Annotated in this window: 4 protein-coding genes and 2 pseudogenes; all 6 read right to left on the reverse strand. The window is 35.9% G+C overall.

What is annotated here, in order from left to right:
* Positions 1–121 precede the first annotated feature (121 nt).
* The 6 genes and pseudogenes from ACZIYX_RS12695 to ACZIYX_RS12720 all read right to left on the reverse strand — a co-directional run bounded on the left by ACZIYX_RS12695 (position 122) and on the right by ACZIYX_RS12720 (position 24,155).
* On the reverse strand, positions 122–10,024 hold the full coding sequence (locus ACZIYX_RS12695) for an amino acid adenylation domain-containing protein (RefSeq protein WP_462682622.1): 9,903 nt from the start codon (positions 10,022–10,024) through the stop codon (positions 122–124).
* 14 nt (positions 10,025–10,038) lie between these two features.
* Positions 10,039–10,401, reverse strand: coding sequence for a phosphopantetheine-binding protein (locus ACZIYX_RS12700; RefSeq protein WP_462682627.1), 363 nt, complete (start codon positions 10,399–10,401; stop codon positions 10,039–10,041).
* A pseudogene (locus ACZIYX_RS12705) lies at positions 10,390–11,748 on the reverse strand (amino acid adenylation domain-containing protein); the annotation flags it as partial. The pseudogene ACZIYX_RS12705 and the gene ACZIYX_RS12700, both read right to left, overlap by 12 nt.
* A 66-nt stretch (positions 11,749–11,814) precedes the next feature.
* A pseudogene (locus tag ACZIYX_RS12710) lies at positions 11,815–21,816 on the reverse strand (amino acid adenylation domain-containing protein); the annotation flags it as partial.
* Positions 21,817–21,841: 25 nt separating this feature from the next.
* Positions 21,842–23,239: an aspartate aminotransferase family protein gene (locus ACZIYX_RS12715; protein ID WP_462682623.1), complete on the reverse strand. Its 1,398-nt coding sequence runs from the start codon at positions 23,237–23,239 to the stop codon at positions 21,842–21,844.
* Positions 23,240–23,624: 385 nt separating this feature from the next.
* Complete coding sequence (locus tag ACZIYX_RS12720; protein ID WP_462682624.1) at positions 23,625–24,155, reverse strand: UpxY family transcription antiterminator; 531 nt, start codon at positions 24,153–24,155, stop codon at positions 23,625–23,627.
* Positions 24,156–24,200 lie beyond the last annotated feature (45 nt).

Consider the following 24,200-nt stretch of genomic DNA (forward strand, 5'->3'; position numbering starts at 1 on the left):
TATTTTATTGTTTTTCAAGGGGCATACTTCGGCTATGCTAAGCACGAGTATAGAATTTGCCCATAATCCTTTAATTAGATTTGTATCAAATTAATTATCACGGTTCATTTTATAACTAGAGTTATATTTCGATGGATACATTATATTGTTCTGCATCTTCGTTTTGATCCCCTCCCAGATCCAGATTAATAAATTCTATATGCGATGCCAATTCGTCTATGGTATTAAATTCGAATATATCTTTTATAGCTACTTCTATTTGTAATTGCTTACGGATCATAGATACCAGTCGTGTTGCTAACAATGAATGACCTCCCAGCTCAAAGAAATTGTCATAAACACCTACGTTGTCTATATGTAACAACTCTTGCCAGATATCTGCCAAATGTTCTTCTATTGTATTTCTTGGTGCCTCATAAACGTTTTTAGAAAAACTCGCTCCTCCATCATAATCTGATAAGAAAATCTGTAACAATGCTTTTCCATCTACTTTATCGCTCAAATTCAATGGAAACTCTTCTACAATATGGTAATGGGAAGGATGCATATAACTTGGTAGTTCCTCTTTACACAGCAAATGCAAAGCTTCGGTAATAGAAGATTCACAAGCATACAATATTCCTTTTGAACTCAACACTACAAAACATAATACCAAATCCTCTCCCCCTGCTCTATGAACCAGCACATGGCAATCCTCAACATACCCATCTTTACGTAAAGTCGATGCAATGTCTTCTAACTCTACCCTATGCCCTCGGATCTTGACCTGATGGTCTTCTCTACCAATAAATTCGATATTTCCATCTTCTAACCAACGACCCATATCTCCTGTCTTATACAAAACAGCTCCTAACAAATCTCTAAAAGGATTCTCTATAAAACTCTGAGATGTACGATCCGGAAGTCCTAAGTATCCTGCTCCTACTCCTACTCCACTAACTCCAATCTCACCAATAACCCCTATTGGACATAAACCTCCTGATTTATCCAAAATAACCGCGTTCATATTGGGAATAACACGACCAATTGGAACTCTCACACGGGTTTCTGCCAAATAATCTTTAATCTCGTATTGAACAACATCATCTGATGCCTCGCAAGGACCATAAGCGTTCCATAACCTAACTGACGGATATAATCGTTTCAACTCATTAACCATTGCTACCGGGATAGATTCCCCTACCAGCATAATACTTGACAGATCTTCTAAAACAACCGCTTCTTCCTGCTCTTTTATGTATGATAATAAACCCCACATATATGTTGGAACAAACTCAACAAGGGTTACTCTTCTGCGAATCAGTGTGTTCAACAATTTCCCATACTCCAATAACTCGTATTTATCAACTATAACACTAACCCCTCCCTTTAGTAACGGACCTAAAATCTGCCATACAGAAATATCAGAACCAATACCCGCACTCTGTAAAAAGCGGAAACCTTCTGGTAAATCCATAACTGCATATTCTGCCAAAATATGGTTCATTGCCCCATCATGGCGGGTAATAGCACCCTTAGGGTTACCTGTAGATCCTGATGTATATAAAATGTAAGCCCAACTATCCATCGAGTTACGATTTTCAGGGTTATTTGAAGGTTTACCTGCAATCATATCCCGATCGTAAACAACTATGTCTTTTAAAGCTTCTTCCTGCGATAATGAAACCGGAACCTCATCAATCACCAAAACGGCAATATCTTTTACGCCCCCTAATTCAGACAATAAAGAACTTGTGGTTATCAATACCGAAAAAGGGTTATTTGACAACATATAACTTATACGGGATGGTGGGTTATTAGTGTCTAATGGCGTATATACGTGACCTGATTTTAAAATCCCCAACAAGCAGCCTACAAACTCAACACTGCGATCCATATATACCCCAACTATTGAAGAGGTTGAAAGGTTTAAGGACAACAAACTATGGGCTATCTGGTTCGAATATGAGTTAAGATCTCCATAGCTCCAACTTTTTTCGTTGTGCACCAATGCCTCAACATCAGGGTTTGTAGCAGCTATAGATTCAAATCGAACATTGATTGGTACTGCATTGCCCAAGTCAACTGCGCCCGGATTGAAACTTAACCCTTCGATGGTAACACTTTTTCCTAAAATTAAATCCTCTTCTGCTTTTGGTAGCATCGATAACGAATCTACAGGAGAGGAAACATTGCTAACGATATTTTTCAACAACTCTTTATAATGAAATAGCATACGTTTAACTGTTGACTCCTTGAACAAAGAGGTAAAATATTCTAATCTTAATAAAATCCCCGATTCTCTTTCTTCTGCCACCAAATTCAAATCAAATTGAGATGTGCTTGCTTCATATTCATAAGGAGACAGAGTGATCCCTTTTAAGGTTAAATTTTCATTCGAGGTGTTCTGCAAATCAAACATTACCTGAAACAATGGATTGATGCTCATATCTCGTGTATCCACAACACGATCCACTACTTTCTCGAATGGGCTTAACTGATAATCATAGGCATGTAAAGTTGTGTCCTTGACTTCTAATAAAAATTCACTAAACTTTGGGTTATCCCCTAAATTACTTCGTAATGCCAGAGTATTGACAAAAAATCCGATCATTCCCTCCAGTTCTGATTGGGTTCTCCCGGCAATTGAAGTTCCCACACAAATATCGGACTGACCACTATATTTATACAGTAAAACTTTGAATGCCGATAACATCATCATAAACAGGGTAACTCCTTCCTGTTTGCATAATAAACCTAGTGCCGAGCTTAAATCCGGATCCAAATTAAGGGAAACGCAAGCGCCTTGATAATCCTGGGCCGATGGGCGAGCATAATCTGTGGGTAATGCCAATGGTGCGACTCCCTCTAACTTATCTTTCCAGTAAGACAACTGCTGCTCTAATACCTCCCCTTCTATATATTTACGCTGCCAAATCGCATAATCTGAATATTGTAAGTACAACTCTGGCAAGCACGCCTTACGACCTTCCTGATATGCACTATACAACTCTGCAAACTCTGCCACCAAGATGTTTTCTGACCATGCATCGCTGGCAATATGGTGAAAAACCCCTGCCAAAACATAGTGTTCTGATCCCAGATCATATACACATGCCCTGAATTTATAATCTTTCGCCAAATCAAAAGGAATACACAAATAAGAAGCTATTGAAGTTTCCAGTGATGTTTTTGATGGAGCTGTAACCTGATCCAACCTCCAATCGCCTGATTCAATTATTTCTTGATAACCTATACCATCTTCTGAATGGATCATGGTGCGCAATACCTCGTGACGGGAAACAATAGTTCTAAAGCAAGTCTCCAATATATCAATATCCAAATTACCTTTTACCTGTAAAACTACAGGAATATGATAGGCTACGCTACCTTCTAACTGATCCAAAAACCATAAGCGTTCCTGGCTAAACGATAACGGAATACGATCCGGGCGTGGCTGAGCACCTAACGCTGGCAATACTGTTCCTGATTTTTGGGATATCAAGTAAACCCCAAAATCCTCTAATCGAGCATGCGTGAATACGTCCCTGATCGAAACCTCAACACCTGCCTCTTTTCGAAGTCTGGATACCAATCTGGTAGCCAATAGGGAATGCCCGCCCAACTCAAAAAAGTTGTCATACACTCCTACTTTATCAATACCCAGCAAATCCTGCCAAATCATAACCAATTGCTCTTCAATAGCCGTTCTGGGAGCTACATAAGATTCCCTAGACAATGTTGAAGTATCTAATGAAGGCAATGATTTTTTATCTATCTTGCCATTACCTGTTAATGGCATCTCATCCAATTCAATCCATAATTGAGGAACCATATAAGATGGTAATAGTGATGACAGGGAATCCTGAATACTAAATTTATCAAAAACTCCCAAACTAACTACATAACCCACTAAACGCTTGTTGCCTTTATCATCTTCTAAAGCTAAAACACAACACTGAGCAACCCCTTCTATAGTGGATAATGCGTTTTCTATTTCTCCTAGCTCTATACGATATCCCCTGATCTTCACCTGGTCATCTGCTCGACCAACAAACTCAATGTTACCATCTTCTAACCAACGACCCAGATCTCCTGTAAGGTACATACGATCCCCCTCTAAAAATGGATTTGAGATAAAATTGCTGGCTGTCTTTTCTGCATCATTGATATATCCTCTTCCAACTCCTACTCCACTTACACAAATTTCACCAATGACCCCTATAGGGCACAGACCCATAGAAGCATCCAGAATATGAACCTGCATATTGGCTACAGGTCTACCGATAGAAATCATTGAACTATCCGGCACCTCGTACATTTTATGCAAGGTAACATCATCTGCCGCCTCAGCAGGACCATACGCATTAACAACAGGAATTGCAGGATAGTGAGAAAACCATTTGGATAATACCCCCCGGGAAACAGCCTCGCCAGTAACCAAAAAATATTTCAAAGCATACAGACCTTTGGGCGTTTCAACATCTAATAATTCTGAAACATACGATGGAACTAACTGAAGTATCGAAACCCCATCCTCTGATAAAGATCCCTCTAAGAGTTGAGGGTCTAAAATCATATCTTCGCTATAAATAGCAACACGACCTCCACATACTAAAGCACTCAATAATTGCCATACCGAAATATCAAAGGTAAAAGGTGCTGTAAAAGCAACAACACTATCAGAATCCATCTCCAACTCATCTATCATAAGTAAAAGATGGTTTAACAACCCGCGATGCTCGATCATAGCTCCTTTGGGAATCCCTGTACTACCAGATGTATAAATCACATAGCTTAAAGAATCAGGAGCTATAGTAATATCCGGGGATGTAACAGGGTATTCTGTATACTCTGGGGTATCCCCATCCAGTATAACCTTGGTAACATCCAACAAATCCAGAGAGGCTAAACTCAAGCTATCGGTTAAAACTATACTACAATTCGTTTCTTCTACAATATGAGAAATACGTGAGGATGGAAAATCAGGTTTTATGGGAACATAAGCTGCCCCGGATTTTAAAATCCCTAAAACACCGATAACCATCTCAAAGGAACGGGTAATACAGATACCTACCAATCCTTCACTTTCAATTCCCTTTTCTTTTAGATAACGAGCCAATTGGTTGGATCGATCATCCAACTCCTTATAACTTAACTCTAAACCTTCATATAATAAAGCTGTGGCCGATGGTGTAAGGGAAACCTGAGCAGAAAACAAATCAACTACCGTTTGATCCAATGGATAGGATATTTTGGTATCATTAAAACTATTGAGTAATTTTAATTCTGCTTCTGGTAAAATACTTAAACTACCAACCTCAACAGCATCTTCATTAACAAAATCCCTTACAAGTCCCTGTAAGGCCATTTCCATATACATAATAACACGTGAAGGTGCAACGTCTCCATCTATATAAGCTGTTATACTAAAATCCTTGCCCAAATCATCTACGCTTATTTCAAATGGGTAGTTTGTACGCTCTTTGTCCCCCAAAAGTGTTATCCCTAAATCGGTATCTATAGTATCCGAAGAAGGTGAGGAATGACGGTAATTTAATAAGGCACTAAATAAAGGGGTGTCGTTGGGGACACCACTCCAGTGCTGGATATTAGATAAAGGGGTCTGCTCATAAGGCAACAGACCTTGTAGTTCTTGTTTTACCTGATTCACGTACTCTGATACGCTACCTTCTATATGTAATACGACAGGTAATGTATTAATAAACAACCCCAAAGATTGATCTGCTCCTAATGAACCTTGTAATCGCCCCGAAAACAAGGATCCAAAAACAGCGTATTCTTTATTACTGCACCTGCCTATAACCAATCCCCATGCGGCATGAAAAAGAACTGCGGGACTTACTTGTAGTTTACGGGAAACCAAACGAAGTTGAGCAGATATATCTGATGGCAACATTTTACTTGCTTCCTGTATACCGCCACCATCTCCCAGAGTATCTGTCAAACCAAATGGAAAAGTAGGTTCTTCTATAACACCCAAACGTGAACGGAAATAGGATTCGCTATCATTGGTTGCCTGCTGATGAAGAACATGTGCAATAAAATTCCTATATAATACAGGGGGAGTAAGATTGGCTGTGTTGCCTGACAAATATATCTTAATCTCTTCTATAATCTTTTCTAAGCCCACATGATCCATTATCACATGGTGGTACTTAAACAATAAATAGTAACAATCACCGCTTATATCATTGGCTGTTTGCAATTGCAATAATGGGGCTTGAGATAAATCTATCCAATGCTTACCTGAAGCTATTATCGATTTTAATTCTTGCTGTATGTTTTGTGAAGCTGTAAAAGATATTTCTTTTATACTTACGCTAACATTTCTTAAAACTACCTGAACTGCATGAGGTAATCCTTTGCTCAAAATACAGGTACGAAGTACGTCATGACGAGTAACCACATAACGAAATGCTTCTATAAATTTTGACCGCCTATCTGGATCATCAAAGGAAAGTAATGTTGGGGTCACGTATGGATCTCCACCATTTTGATCACTCATTAAATGATGGAAATACATCCCTTCCTGCAAAGGTGATAAAGGATATATATCCTGAATTGCTGCAGCTCCTTTGGGAATAGCTTTGATGATCTTATCCAAATCTTCCTGATTAAAATCCAACAACGGCACCATAGAGGGTGTAATGGTATCACCTCCAATAGTAATTCTGTTTACAGGAACTTCATAAGCAGGAGATAAAGAGGATGGCTTTGAAGCTAGTCCTGCTATCGTAGGGTTCATAAAAATATCCTTTACTCCTATTTGAAAATCATGATCCTGCAAGCGTGAAATAAGTTGGACTACCAATAGTGAATGCCCTCCTAATTCAAAAAAATTATCATAGATCCCTATATCGTCTATTCCCAAAATTTCCTGCCAAACCCCAGCCAATTGTTTTTCTATATTATTACGAGGTGCGACATACTGTTGTGTTGACAATTGAGAAGTATCAGGCTCCGGAAGTGCTTTCTTATCTAACTTACCATTACTGGTCAATGGCATCGTATCCAACTCTACCCATAATTGGGGAACCATATACTCCGGCAGTTTTAACATTAACTCTTTTTGAACTACTTCCTTATCAAAATCCCCTAAGATATAACCCACTAATCGTTTGTTTCCATCGGGGGCTTCTTTTGCCAAAACACAACAACCGGTAATTCCTTTTATAGTAGACAACACACTCTCTATCTCACCTAGCTCTATACGATACCCCCTAATTTTAACCTGGTCATCTTTTCTGCCTATATACTCTATTGTACCGTCTGATAACCATCTTGCCAAATCCCCAGTCATATACATGCGCTCTCCTTTAACAAAAGGGTTATCTATAAACTTTGAGTTTGTTAATTCTTTCTGGTTCAAATACCCTCTGGCAACCTGAATCCCCCCAATACATAGCTCTCCTACAACACCTATTGGCAATATTTGACCCTCTTTACCTAACACATAAAGATTTGTATTGGCTACTGGTTTTCCTATTAAAACCCTTGATAAACTTTCTTGTAACGGAACCTTCCATGAACTTACATCAATTGCGGCTTCTGTTGGCCCGTATAAATTGTCTAATCTTACATTATTGAATTTTTCTCTAAATAACATTACCTGATCGACAAGCAAAGCCTCGCCACTACATAAAACGCGTTTTAAACAACTACAATCCCCTAAATTTATTTCTCCCAAAAAGGCTCGCAACATTGATGGAACAAAATGAATTGTAGTAATTTTATGTAACTCTATTAAGTCCTTTAGATAGCGTGCATCTTTATGTCCTTCTGGTTTTGCAAAAACTAATTTGGCTCCGCATGTGATCGCCCATAATAATTCCCATACCGATACATCAAAACAAAAAGAAGTTTTTTGAAGAATAGAATCCTTTGCATTAAGTTTATAGTGAGATTGAGTCCATAACAACCTGTTAACAACACCTCTGTGCTCATTCATTACTCCTTTTGGTTTGCCTGTGCTACCTGAAGTATAGATCACGTATGCCAGATTTTGCGAATGTGCCAATTTACCCGCACTCTTAATGGATTCTTTGCTTATAACATCCCAATCTTTATCTAATAAAATTGTATTGGACACATCTGTGTTTGTAAAAATGAAATTTCTGTCAATACTGGTCAGTACAATCTCAATAGCAGCATTATCAAGAATATAGCAGATACGATCAAATGGGTAATCCGGATCTATGGGCACATAAGCTCCTCCGGATTTTAAAATACCCAAAATACCTACAATCATTTCCAGAGAACGGTCTAAACAAATACCTATCAATTGCTCTGATTTTGGTTTTTGATGAAGAAGATAATGTGCCAGTTGGTTTGAGCGCTCATCTAATTCTTTATAAGTCAATTGGTTGTTTTCAAAAACAATAGCTATAGCATCTGGCGTTTTTTTAACCTGTTCTTCAAACAAATCAACTATGCTTTTATCTTGTGGATATTCTGCGGTGGTATCATTAAATTTGCACAACAATTCTTCTTGCTCCTGATTTGTTACCATAGGCAATAGGTTAACAGGTACTGTACTATCTTTGACCACACTATTTAACAATTCCTTATAATGCCCCAGCATACGTTTAATAGTAGACCTCTCAAATAAATTTGTGCAATACCCTATACTTAATGCGATACCTTCAGGACTCTCTGTTGCTGTTAATGTTAAATCAAATTGAGAAGTGGTTTCCTCATAGTCATACGAAAAAACATCCATTTCATTCCATTTGAAATCTCTTATCTCTGGTGTATTCTGTAATACAAACATTACCTGAAATACCGAGCTCATACTCATATCCCGAGTTGATACAATACGATCCACAACCCGCTCAAAAGGGACCAGTTGATGATCATAAGCATCTAGTGTGGTATCTTTTACCAATCTTAATACATCTTCAAAACCAGAAGTTCCCTTCAAATTACTACGAAGTGCCAGGGTATTAACAAAGAAACCAATCATACCTTCTAAATCTGACTGGGTACGGTTGGCTATAGGAGTACCTACGCAAATATCTTCCTGACCACTATAACGAAATAACAAAACCTTAAATACTGATAATAAAACCATATACATGGTAGCTCCTTGCTTATGGCAAAGATCTGATATGGAAGCACTCAAATCCTGACTTAAAGTAATAGAAACTTTAGAACCCTCATAACTTTGAGTGGAAGGACGCGCATAATCTGTTGGTAATGATAGTGGAGAAACTCCTCGCAATTTTTCTTCCCAGTACGATAACTGCCCTTCTAAAAATTCTCCTTCGACATACTCTCGCTGCCAAATCGAATAATCTGAATATTGTAATGGTAAATCAGGTAAAACTGCTTCTCTTCCTTCTTTCAGAGCATTGTACAATTCTGTAAATTCTTTAACCAAAATTCCCTGGGACCATCCATCACTGGCTATATGATGAAAAACACCTGCCAATATATACCCTTCTGAACCCAAATCATACAAACATGCCCTAAACATATAGTCGGATGACAAATCAAAAGGAAGTTTAAAATATTTTTCTAAAGAATTTTCTATAGATGTACCTTCTTTTACGATCACCTTATCTAATTGCCAATCTTCAGAAGAAATAACATCCTGATAACCTATACCCCGATTTGAACGTATTACTGTGCGTAAAACCTCGTGGCGAGAAATAATACAACGTAATGATTTTTCTAAAAAGCCAAGATCCACGGCTCCTTGCAATCGTAAAAAAACAGGTATATGGTATGCAATACTGCCCTCTAACTGGTCTATAAACCATAATCGCTCCTGACTAAAAGATAATGGAACATTTTTTATAACGTTTCTATCATAAACCTTTATTTTTTCTAATGACTCATCTGTATAATTTTTATCCTGATATTTTTCCAGATATTGAATGATTGACTCTTTATTGTCTTTTATTTCTTTAAGTAAATCAGGTGCTATCTCTGTATTGGAATTAACACTCAACAAACCATCTTTCAATACCAATTTTACTCCGTTGTTGTTTAATCTTTGAAAAAAACTTAAAACCTCCATGCCTCTTATTAAAATTATAATTCGATAGTTATACTGTATTTTTCTTTATCCTTATCCAGACCAAGCTTCTTGTATGCTATATAAGAGGATAACTCTTCAATTGTATGAAACTCAAAAACATTGCGAATCTGCAATTCTATTTTCATCCTGTCCCTAATTATAGATACTAACCTGGTTACCAATAAAGAATGTCCCCCGAGATCGAAGAAATTATCATGTACTCCTATCTTATCAATACCCAGTAATTCCTGCCAGATAACAACCAATTGTTCTTCTATATCGTTACGGGGTGCTACATATTTCTGAGTGGACAATTGAGAATCATCTGGCTCTGGCAAGGATTTTTTATCAATTTTACCATTACTGGTCAATGGCATCTCATCCAACTCGATCCATAATTGAGGAACCATATACTCCGGCAAGCTCAATTTTAAGGTTTTTTGTAGTTTTTCTTTATCCAAACCGCCTTCGATAACCACATATCCTACTAATCGTTTGTTTCCTTTTACATTATCGCTTGCCAATACACAACAGCTCTTAACTCCGGGTATAGCAGACAACACATTTTCAATTTCACCTAGCTCAATCCGATAGCCACGAATCTTTACCTGATTATCTTTTCTACCAATAAACTCTATAGTACCATTGGGTTTCCAACATGCCAAATCCCCTGTTTTATACAGGCGTTCTCCTTTTATAAACGGGTGCGCTATAAATTTTTCTTTGGTTAATTTTTCCTGGTTTAAATACCCTCTTGTCAAACCTGACCCCCCAATACATAACTCTCCTACAACCCCTGTTGGCAGGAGATCATTTTGAGTATTTAATATGTAAATATTTGTATTGGCAATAGGGGATCCTATACAAATTTTGCCTCGGTCAACATTAGATACTTTATAATAAGTTGCAACTACTGTGGTTTCTGTAGGTCCATAATTATTATAAACAATAATATCTGTTTGTTTACTTATATGTAGGGCATCCCCGCCTGTCAAAACAGTGGTATATGGCAATGACATTTCCTGATCTATAAAACTATGACATAATGCGGTGGGTATGTAACTATGGGTAATTTTATGGTCATTCAAAAATTTTGGCAATTGATCCAAATCATACCTAAGTTCTTCATAAACAGGATACAGACTTCCTCCAAAAAGTAAATATGGATAAATCTCCCAGACTGAAGCATCAAAACCTACGCTTGAGAAGAGTGTACTTTTACTTTGTGGGGTAATTTTATATGCATCCCGATGCCAGAAACATAAATGAACCAAACTATTGTGTTCTACCAAAACACCTTTGGGTTTACCTGTAGAACCCGAAGTATAAATAACATAGGCCAAATTATTTGGTTCTATATCAATTCCCGGAAAATCACATGAAACATTCGCTTTATTTTTTTTGAAAATCTCTAAAAATGAAAAATCAATAACTATAGCGCAATCACTGTCTTTTTTTATGTATTCTTGTCTGTCTTCGGGATAATCAGGATCAACAGGCACATAGGCGCATCCTGTTTTCAGGATTGCCAAAAGCGAAATAATCAACTCTGCACTACGATCCAGAATTACTCCTATTAAATCTTCTTTATTAAGATTGTGATTAGATAGCAAATAGTTTGCCAATTGATTAGAAAAATCATCTAACTCCTTATATGTCAATCTTTTTTCTCCAAAAACAACAGCAACATTATCAGGTGTTTCTTCTACCTGTTTTCTAAACAAATCTACTACTGTTTTATCTTTTGGGTAATCTACTTGGGTGCCATTAAAGCCTTGTAGCAGCTTTTGCTGTTCTGAATGGGGAAAAAGTGCTGTATTGTTTATTGGTTCTTCAACATTGTTAAAAAAGCAGTTCAGAACGTTGTCTATAAAAGTATGAAAATGTTCTAAAGAAATTCCGGATTTAAAACTATTGTGCAATTCATAAGAAAATTCTGCTCCTCTACCTCCCGTTAAGTTTACGGTAAGGTTTAAACTTGAATTTGTCCTTTCAAAAGAAGCAACTTTTAATGCTTTTTTATCTCCTTCACCCCTTAGTAAGCTATCTGGCGACTCATCTTTTTCAAAAATCTCATTGTATACATGAAAATCAATAAAATTAAACAAGGCATCAAAAACAAGGTCTTCTTTATGTAATCCTAAATGGCGTTTAATCTCAAAAAAAGTTAAATGACTGTATAGGTTTATTTCGTTCAGGATTTTTGTAATTCCTTCAAAATAAGACAACCAATTTTTTTCTGATTGTGCTTTATATCTAACGGGTAAGGTATTTAAAAAACACCCTAACATTTTATCTCCATCCAGAATTTGTGGTCTGTTATTACCTACCAAACCAACGGTTAGCTCCTCTTCATGGGTCAGCATTTTTAAAGCATAAACATACGCTCCAAAAAACAAGGATTTTAACGATATTCTATACTTCTTACATTGGGTTTGTATACTTTTCAGGTAAGGTAAATCATACTGTTTACTATAGTACTGTGTTGGTTGGTTGGTATCTGAAAAAATATCTAAATATTTATATCCTGATAGTTTTTCTTTCCAAAATGAAATGGCATCCATATCCTTTTTGGCAACCAGTTCTCTAAGTATATATTCTCGCTGACCACAAAGTATTGGGGAAGGAACATAACCCACATCTTTTTTTAGCTCAAAATAAGTTCTGTACAATTCTGTAATGAAAGATGCAACGCTCCATCCATCCATAATGGCATGATGAAATTGATATATAAATAATAGGTTAGAGCTGTCAATTGTTAGTACTTTAAAACGGTAGAGCATACCTTCTTTGATATCAAAAGGAATTTTTCTTTCTGAATCGAGGTAGTCTTCAATTGTTTTTTCTTGTTCTGGTTGATCCAATGAGCTCAAATCTTCAAACAATACTTCAACCGGAAGGATTTTATACACAATTTGAACAGGCTGGCTATAATCAGACAAATTAAACCTGGTCCTAAATATAGAGTGCTTTTTTACCATTAAGGCAATCGCATCCTTAAATAAGTTAATATCAAAGGATAGGTCTTTAACAGGAAATACCATCTGATCATGAAAAACTGCAAGAGAAGGGTCTATTAAAGATTCTAAAACCATTCCTTGTTGAACATCACTCATAGGATACACATCTTCGATTGCATAAAGTGGTTCGGTTTCATTCTTTATGGCAGATCCCAACTTGGATATTTCTGTTTCAACAGTTTCATATAACAATTGAAATGTTTTATTATGCTGATCATCATACAGTACTGCATCAGAAAAACTTTTAATGGTACTATACCTGAATAGATCCTGTATTTGGGTTTGCAGGTTAAAACTTTCATTTATTTTAGAAATCAATCGAATAGAAATGATAGAATCCCCACCTACTTCAAAGAAGTTGTCATAAATCCCAACTTTTTCTAACCCTAACAACTCTTTCCATATTTGAGCCAACAGTTTTTCGGTTTTGGTACTTGGCGCAACATATTGTTGTGCAGATAATTGATTGGTATTTGGTTCTGGCAACGCTTTTTTATCAATCTTACCGTTATTTGTCAAAGGCATTTCATCCAGTACAACCCATATTTGGGGAACCATATAATCGGGTAGTTTTTGTCCTAACTCGTCTTGTATCTTTTGTTTATCAAAATCCCCTTCAACAATAGCATAAGCAACCAAGCGCTTATTTTTGTTAATATCCTCTTTGACCAGAACACAACATTGTTTTACAGATTCTAATAGCGACAAGACATTTTCAATTTCTCCCAACTCGATACGATATCCTCTAATTTTTACCTGGGCATCCTTTCTACCAATATATTCAATCGTTCCGTTGGGCAGCCATTTTCCTAAATCTCCGGATTTGTATAATCTGGCTCCTTTTTCTATACTAAAAGGATCTGGAATGAATCTTTCTGATGTTAGTTCTTCCCTGTTCAGATATCCTCTGGCTACTCCTGCTCCTCCAATACAAAGTTCTCCTACAACTCCAACAGGAACCAGATTTAAGTATTCGTCCAGTATATAGCAACTCAACGTAGGAATTGCAGAACCAATCGTACTTGTTGAACTAAGTGTATCTTCCTCTGTAATCTCTTTATAAGTAACATGTACGGTTGTTTCAGTAATCCCGTACATATTGACTAACTTACAAGTGGGGTATGTTTGTTTCCACCTATATAAATAACTAGGATTCAGAGCCTCTCCTCCAAATATTACATATCTCAACGATGTTTGTATGTCTTCTTGAAGCAATTCTTCCTGAAGTACGTAAAAAGCTCCCGGTGTTTGATTTAATACAGTAACTCCTTCTTCTATTAATAATTTTTTGAAAGAGATTGTATCTTTGGTCACTGTTTTAGGAACGATAACCAAACGGCCTCCGTAAAACAATGCTCCATACATTTCCCATACCGAAAAGTCAAAACAAAAAGAATGAAATAATGTCCAAACATCATCAGAATTAAAATCGTACAGGAGGGATTCATGCTCAAATAATCGTATTACATTGATATTGGTTATCAAAACTCCTTTTGGTTTTCCTGTGCTTCCGGAAGTATAAATTACATAGGCCAAATCATTGGGGTTTGACACTCTGTTTACGGGATGAATTGACTCTCTAGTTATATGTTTCCACTCTTCATCCAAAAGCACAATACTACGATTTGTTGTTTCTTCAAAAACATGAGCCAGATCAGAGCTGCTCAATACTAAATTGATCCCGGAATCTTCTATCATGTAATCGATTCGGTTTTGAGGATAATCAGGATCAATAGGAACATAAGCGCCTCCTGCCTTTAATATTCCCAAAATACCTGTAATCATATCCAAAGACCGGTGAATACAAATCCCTGTCAATTCTTCTGGCTGTATTCCTTTATGAACCAGATAATGCCCTAATTGATTGGATCGTTCATCCAAATCTTTATAAGTCATCTCCTTGCCTTCACATACTACTGCGATTGCTTCAGGAGTTTTTTGAGCTTGTTCAGTAAACAGGTCAACTATGGTTTTGTTTTTAGGATACCCACAGGTGCTATTATTGAATCCGTATAGCAACTTATCATGCTCTTGTTTTGTTATAATAGATAAAGTATGTACAGGAGCTTCTATATTTTTTGTGATATTAATCAGCAATTCCTGATAATGTATTAACATCTGCTCTATAGTTGTTCTGCCAAACAAAGCGGTACAATACTCCATTGTTAACAAAATCCCTGTTTTCTTTTCTAATACATTAAGGGTTAAATCAAACTTGGAGGTCGTATTATCAAACCCGTAATTGGTTATCGACACGTCTTCCATTTCTAGCATTTCGTCATGAATCTCTGGGGTATTTTGTAACACAAATAATACCTGAAACAATGGTGTAATACTCATATCCCTGATATCTGCCACTCGATCCACGACCTTTTCAAAAGGTGCTAATTGGTGATCGTACCCTTCTAACGTTGTTTTTTTAACTTGAAGTAATAGTTCTTTAAAACTAAGGTTACCGCTTACATTGGTTCGCAATGCCAAAGTATTCACAAAAAAACCTATAATTCCTTCCAGTTCGGCCTGGGTTCTGTTTGCTATAGGGCTTCCTACACAAATATCCTCCTGATTGCTATATTTATACAACAAAACTTTAAAAGCGGATAGCAGCATCATGAACATGGTTACACCTTCTTTTTGGCACAACGTTTCTAAAGCTTCTCCCAACCTTTTATCCAGTTTAAAATCTATTGTAGCTCCTTTTGTACTTTGTACAGGGGGGCGTGCATAATCTGTAGGTAATATCAAAGGTGCTACTCCTTTTAACTTTTGGTTCCAATAGGATAATTCATTTTCTAAAACCTCTCCTTTTATATACTCACGTTGCCAGATTGCATAATCTGAATATTGTAAGGATAACTCTGTCAAAACAGGTGTATGACCTTTATAAATGGCACTGTACAATTCTTTAAACTCATTTACAAATATCCCTTCTGACCAACCATCGCTGGCAATATGATGTAAGACCCCTGCTAATAAATATCCTTTTGTTCCCAAATTATATATACAAGCTCGAAACTTATAATCTTTGGATAGGTCAAAAGGTGTTTTTATAAAAGAAGATATTTTTTCTTCAATATTTTTTTCATCTTCTATAATGTCTTTTTCTAATCTCCAGTTATCAACCGAAATCACTTTTTGATAGCCTACTCCCTTTTCTGAGTAAATAATTGTTCGCAGTACCTCGTGTCTTGATATGATTTCTTTAAAAGATTGTTCCAACACATCCATATCCAAAGCTCCTTCTAAACTTAAAACTACCGGCATGTGGTATGCCACAGTACCTTCTAACTGGTCCAAAAACCATAAACGTTCCTGGCTGTATGACAAAGGGATATGTTCTGGTTTTTTTTGAGGGGCAATTGCGGGCAATAATATCCCTGATTTTTGTTTTGATATATGAACTGCCAAATCTGATAATCTGGCATGCACAAATATGTCTTTTATAGCTATTTCGACAGCAAGCTCTTTACGTATCATAGAAACCAATCTTGTCGCCAACAAGGAATGTCCTCCCAACTCAAAGAAATTGTCATAAACGCTTACTTTTTCAACCCTCAACAATTCCTGCCAGATTATAACCAGATGTTCTTCTGTTTCGTTTCGGGGTTCTACATACTCATGACCTGCTATAGTTGTACCTTCCTGATAATCTGACAAAAAGAGTTCTAACAGTTGCTTGCTATCCACCTTATCACTCAAATTCAATGGAAATTTATCTACCAGATAATAATGTGACGGGTGCATGTAAGAGGGTAAGTCTTTACTACAATGTGAATGAAAAATATCGGTAACAGAAGAGCTTAAATTATATGTAAGTCCTGAACTGCTTAACACAACAAAACATAAAACCAAGTCCTGACCACGGTCATCTTTATACAACAATACGTGGCAATCTTCTATATGAGTATCTTTTCGCAACACAGAAGCTATATCTTCTAATTCTACACGGTGACCACGAATCTTGACCTGGTGATCTTCTCTGCCAATAAACTCTAAATTACCATCTGGTAACCAACGCCCCAAATCCCCCGTCTTATACAATACATCCCCTAACAATTCAGAAAATGGGTTTGGTATAAAACTCTGAGAAGTACGATCTGGTAAACCTAAGTAGCCTGCTCCTACTCCTACCCCGCTAACACATAACTCCCCGATAACCCCAATAGGTGATAATTTACCTGACTTATCCAAAACAACAACGTTCATATTTGGAATAACACGACCAATAGGAACCCTGCTTTGAAACTCTGGCAACAAATCTTTTATTTCATACTGAATAACATCATCTGAAGCCTCGCATGGACCATAAGCATTCCATAGTCTTACCGATGGATACAAACGCTTCAACTCATTGACCATAGAAACCGGAATGGATTCTCCTACTAACATAATGGTAGTTAAATCTTTTAATACAACGGGGGATTCCTGCTCTTTTATATAAGATAACAATCCCCACATATAGGTAGGAACAAATTCTACCAGGTTAACCTTTGTATCTACCAAAATATCGAGCATACGCCCGTATTCCAACAAATCAAACTTGTCTACAATAACTGCTGCACCCCCTTTTAATAAGGGCCCCAAAAACTGCCATACCGAAATATCTGAACCAATACCTGCACTCTGTAAAAAACGGAAGCCATCCTTTAATTCCATCACCTGATATTCTGCCAAAATATGGTTCATTGCACCATCGTGACGTGTGATAGCCCCTTTAGGATCCCCTGTAGATCCTGATGTATACAAAACATAAGCCCAACTATCCATAGAGTTTCTGTTATCGGGATTATCAAAAGGCATACTATTTATAAAGGTGCGATCATAAACAGAAACACCCCGATCACCATAACCAGAGGACAGTAATGGAGAAAAATCATCTATAACTATAACAAACAGATTTTTTAATTCGCCCAATCTTTCTAATAATACAGTGGTAGTAATCAATATCGAAAAAGGGGAATTTTCTAACATTTTAAGGATACGGGATGGAGGATTATTAGTATCCAGTGGAGTATAAACACACCCTGATTTTAAAATCCCCAACATACAACCAACAAACTCAACACTACGATCCAAATAAACACCAACGCTACTCTGAAGCCTAACTCCCAACTTTAATAATCCATGAGCTATTTGATTTGAATACTTGTTCAGGTCTGTATAGCTCCATAAAACATCTTTATGAATCAAAGCAGGAGCTTCTGCATTTTGTTCAACTATAGATTCAAAACGAACATTAACAGGCATCGAATTATTCAAATCAACTGCCCCGGGATTAAAACAAAAACCTTCTGTAGAGTCCTTACGCCCTAAAATCAAATCTTCCTCTTCATTGGTCAACATAGATAAGGAATCCAAAGACAAATCAGCATCCTTAATTATACTAATCAATAAAGAACGATAATGAAACAGCATACGATCAATAGTAGGCTTGTTAAATAAACTTGTAGAGTATTCGATGGATAGTAAAAGTCCTTCTGGAATATCCCGAAGTGCAAATGTTAAATCAAACATTGAACTGGTCTGATTTGTCAGATATTCGGAAAGCTTTATATCTCCTAGCTGAAACTCATTAATATTGAAATGATCCTGAAAATCAAACATGATCTGAAACAATGGGTTTTTGCCCACTTCTCTATCGGGAGATAGTTTTTCTACAATTTTCTCAAAAGGAACAGATTGGTTTGTATACGCATCAATTGTAACTTGTTTTATTGTATTTAGTAATTTCTTAAAACTTGGGTTACCACTTAAATTGCTTCGTAATGCCAGAGTATTTACAAACATCCCTATTATATTAAAGACTTCTGTTTGTGTACGGTTTGCAATAGGGCTGCCTATACAAATATCAGGCTGTCCACTATATTTGTACAACAAAACTTTGCAAGCTGCAAGCATAGTCATATACAGGGTGACATTTTCATTTTTAGACAGCCGAACCAAACTTTCTTTCAGATCTTTGTCCAGAACCAGTGAAACCTTTTTTCCTTTGTTATTGGGGTTTCCTGTCAATAAAAAGTCCTGTGGGATATTTATAGGGGTTACGTTTTGCAGCTGGCTTGTCCAATACTTTAATTTTTCATTCAGTAAAGTTTCTTGTAGAGGTGAACGTTGCCAAATAGCGTAATCTGCGTATTGTATTGGTGCTACACCAAAATCTGGAGTTTTGCCCTCTATAATGGTTTTATAACAGGAGAAAAACTCAGAGAAAAAGACAGGTTCTGATAATCCATCTGCAGCTATATGGTGAATTACAAATAGTAAAATAAATTCTTTTTTTTGTGTTTCCAACAAGGAAACCCTGATCTTAAGATCTGAAGATAAGTTAAAAGGTACTTTGGTTAATTTTTCAATCTCTTGCTCTATATTCTGATTTTCTTTTAATTTAATGTGATTTATATTCAATATATAATCCTCTGGTATTTGCTGATATAAAACCCCATTATTATCTGCTTTAACCATACTACAAAAGATCTTATGCCTATCCATTAGTATTTCTAAAGTTTTATTTACAGAGTCCATATCAGGAACACCAGATAATTTTATTGCCCTGTGTAGATGATAATCTGTACTACCATAGGTTTGGTCAATAAACCACAAGCTTTCTTGAGCATACGATACCGGAATTTTATCTGATTGACTTATAGTAATTGGTTTTATAGACATTTCGTCTCTTTTAGAAAACTTGTTTAAAGACAATACCGACGTAAGGTGAGCAGCACATTCTAAAAGAGTTGGGTATTCAAAAAGGATAGTTGGAGATACTTCTATTTTATAATGATCAGAAATTTTACCTGAAATACGTATAGACTGTAAAGAAGAAAGTCCTAAACCAGAAAAGGAAGCTTCCTTATTAATTTTATCGATAGAAATTTGTAATTCTTCGCTTATCAATAATGTTAGCCACTTTATTACGGATAAATCTATTTCTCCTTCTATATCTAAAGTTTCTTTAGGAACTATATTCTGGTTTTGTGTTTCTTTTACTGATATACTGGTACCTTTGGTCCATTTTTCCAGAATCCCATCTAAACTTCTTGATTCATAAGAGGATTTAGCTGCTAAACGCTGTATTTTACCACTAGATGTTTTGGATACCCGACCAGGACTTATTAGTACAATCGATAGTAATGGCAAATCATACATTTCGAACAAAGCATTACGAATACTATTTTTGATTTCCTCAAAATCATAACTTCGTATACTGGTTCTTTTTATTTCCTGAATAATTACGAGTTCCTGTTGTTCTTTTACCAACACAGAAAATACTGCTCCTGCATTAGGTTGTAAATCCGGGTGAGATTGTTGTACGGTTTGCTCTATATCCTGAGGGAAATAATTTACTCCATTAATAATCATCATTTCTTTTAGACGACCAGAAATATATAGTTGCCCGTTGGTCAAAAAACCCATGTCGCCGGTTCTTAAATACGGTCCTTTCTCTTTTTTAACCTCATCTTCAATATAATGAGCATAAGCAGAAAAGATTTCTTCAGATAATTCTTTTTGATTCCAATATCCTTTAGTAACGCTAGGACCACTAATCCATATTTCCCCCACAGTGTTTGCCTCACAAACTTGTTTTGTGTCGGGGTTTACTATTATAACCTCTAAATCCTCTAAAACGGGTCCGTTACCTACAAATTCTATTACCTCTGATTCTGAAGCCTGTTTACCTAAGAGTGTAACTTTACCAGAATTAAAATTAGTTTTATCCAGTTGTAAAATTTCAGGAACTTTTTTAAAAACACAAGAACTAACTATTAAGGTAGTTTCTGCCATTCCGTAGCATGGGGTTAGAGAAGTTCTTTGAAAACCAAGATGTTCAAAACTATCTGCAAAATCACCCATAGTTTCTGTACGAATAGGCTCTGACCCGTTGTAAGCAATAAGCCAACTACTTAGATCTACCCCAATAACATCTTCCTTTTTAACTTGATTTACACATAAATCATAGGCAAAATTGGGACCACCACTTAGTGTAGCTTTATATTTAGATATTGTTTTTAGCCACCTAACAGGTTTTTGAACAAATGCTGTTGGTGGCATAATAATCATCTCAAAACCCACATAGAAAGACTGAAGAATGTTTCCTATAAGCCCCATATCATGATAAATTGGCAACCAACTAACCCCTATGGTTTGTGGGGTATGGTGGTTACAATTTTGAATCAGCTTACTATTATGAATAATATTAGAATGGGCAACCATAACGCCTTTAGGATCCCCTGTAGAACCAGATGTATATTGAAGAAACGCGATGTCTTCTTCTTGAACCAGAGGAAAAATTTTATCTATGCGTGTATCCAAAGTATCGGTTTTAAGCCATTGCACTTTTGCAAAAACCTCATTATCAAACCAACTATTACTCTTATTATAGATATCCTCTGTAGTCATGATAAGGTTAGCATTACAATCAGAAACGATTTTTTCTAATCTGCCAATTCTTCGTTTTCCTTGAGGAGGAAAGCCCGGCACTGCAATAACTCCTGCCAGCATACAACCAAAAAATGCGTCTGTAAAATCTAGTCCTGATGGATACAATAGTAATACTCTGTCTCCTGGATTAACATATTCTAAAACATGAGATGCGATTTTGATTGCATTATCATATAACTCTTTAAATGTTCTTGAATCACTTTCTTCTTCTCCATTTTCTAAAAACCTATATAAGATCTTATCAGGAATATGGTTAATGTGATTTTGAAATACGGTTATCAAGGTTTCATGAAAAGACGGATCCTTAGAAACGGAAGGTTTTATAGGTAACATTCTATTGTGGGTATATTTTTTAGGTTTAAGAAAAAACGGATTCTAAATAATCTTCCTGACAAACAGCAATAGCTTCTTTCATTATAACTATTGCATTATCAACAATTTTCTTTGTAGTTATTAAAGGTGGTACAAGACGTAATACATTATTATAATGCCCTCCTACTTCAAACAATAAACCTCTTTGAAAGCATTCTGCTCTAAATTTTTTAATAAATTCTGGAAAAGGTTCTTTTGTTTCTCTATCTTTTACAAATTCTACCCCTATCATCATACCTCTTCCTCTTACCTCTCCTATAAATGGACTATCTAATTGTAGTTGCTTTAGGTTATCCATTAAATATTCTCCTATGTATTTTACATATTCTCCTATATTATATTCATCTATAAAATCAAAAGCTCCGCGGGCAGCAGCAATACTTACTTGATTACCTCTAAATGTTCCAATATGTGCAGCAGGACCCCAAGCTTCTATTTCTTTTTTATAGATTAATCCAGAAATCGGAAATCCTATCCCACCAAATCCTTTAGAAAATGTGATAATATCTGGTATTGCTTTTGTATTCATAAATTCCAGAAAGCTTCCTGTTCTAAAGAATCCACTTTGAATTTCATCAAATATTACCAGAACATCATTTTCATGAGCTATTCTAACTAATTCTTCCAGATATCCTTCTTCAGGAACTATGTTTCCTCCTTCTCCTTGAATTGGCTCTAAAAGGATCGCTGCTGGTTTTGTTATCCCAGAATGCCCATTAGTCAATACATTTTTAAAATATTCAATCCCCGAAATAGTATTTTCGTTCTCTGCTGTAGTTGATTTATCACGATACGGGTAATTGTAAGGAACAAAATGAACATTGGGCATTAAAGAAGTAATGTGATTTCTAAAAAATATATCTGAAGTTACTGCTAAAGCTCCAGAAGTCATACCATGATAGCCACCTGTAAAAGCAATTATACCATCTCTGCCTGTTTTTATTTTTGCTAATTTAATAGCCGCCTCTATAGCGTCAGAACCTGTTGGCCCCCCAAAACTTACTTTGTAATCTTCTCGAATTTCCTCGGGTAAGTGTCCTATTATTTTTTGGATCAGACTAAGTTTATTTTCTGTGGGAAAATCCAATGCATGTATTAAATCCGATTGCTGCTCTTTAACATATTCTAATACATACTCATTACCATGACCTACATTCAAAACTCCACATCCGCCAAAAAAGTCAATAAAATGATTGCCATCAACATCTTCTATAATACTTCCCTTTGCTCTTTTTATAGCTATAGGCATGTTTCGTGGGTACGAAACAACACTTCCTTCAATCTGTGCTTGTAAACTTAATAATGCTTTTGATTTTTCTCCCGGAAGTGTGGGAGTTATAATTCTTGCCTCTTCAGACAAGTGGTACTTTTTAAGTGAATCCATAATTAGAAATTATTTGCGTTTAAAAATTAATTAAAGTATTAAACAAGTACTGTTGGCTTAAAACAGCGATTGTCGTTTTAAACATCTGGTTACCAAATACTATAAGTATTACTTGTTAATATATTTTAAGTTGGTTTAAATAGATTTTACTATTTTTATGATATGAAACAATGAGAGTCAGGCAATATGTTTTTTTATTAACAATCTATATAAAGGGTAAAATAATAAGCTCTGAAGTATATCCAAAACGTAAAATAAACTCACAGAGCAACTTGCTTAAAAAAGCATAGGTTTAATCATAATTAATGCATGAGTCTACATTGATAATTCAAAAAAAAAATAAATTGGTTTAGCTTATAATGAGCATTGCTAAGTAAGAATATCATTATACCGCAGCTAACTGTGTAAGATAAGATGAAGGAATTGTTGCTAATATATTTTGATTTATAGAGTCGATTCTAACTATAATTTTATTTTCATTGTTAACTTTAATAATTTCGCACCCCAAACCACCTAGCGCGCCTACTTCTATTTTTCTATGCTCTCCTACTTGCGGTTGAATTTCATTATTTTCAACTTCCATAGATGCTTCTATTTCCATAAGAAGCTTAATAGAATTGATTTCATGCTCTTGAATTATTGCAAAATCGGTTCCAAATCTTACAAAAAAGCAAAACCCTTTTATTGCCAAAACTTTTTCTGACTCTTTTCTAAAATTAATCTTCACAAAAAGATACGAAGGAAATAGTGGAGATTCGATTATCTTTTTTCGATCACTCCATTTTCTAACCGTTTTTACCAATGGTAAAAACGTCTTGATGCCATTCTCTTTTAGTAAAGCCTCAATTTTCCTCTCATGACGTGACTTTACATATAACACATACCATTCCCTAGAGGGATCAATCTTCTTTTTCATTTTTAAATGATGTTGATAAAATTATTTTAATTTAAGATAAAGCTT

It is taken from the genome of Aquimarina sp. (genome assembly GCF_977115655.1).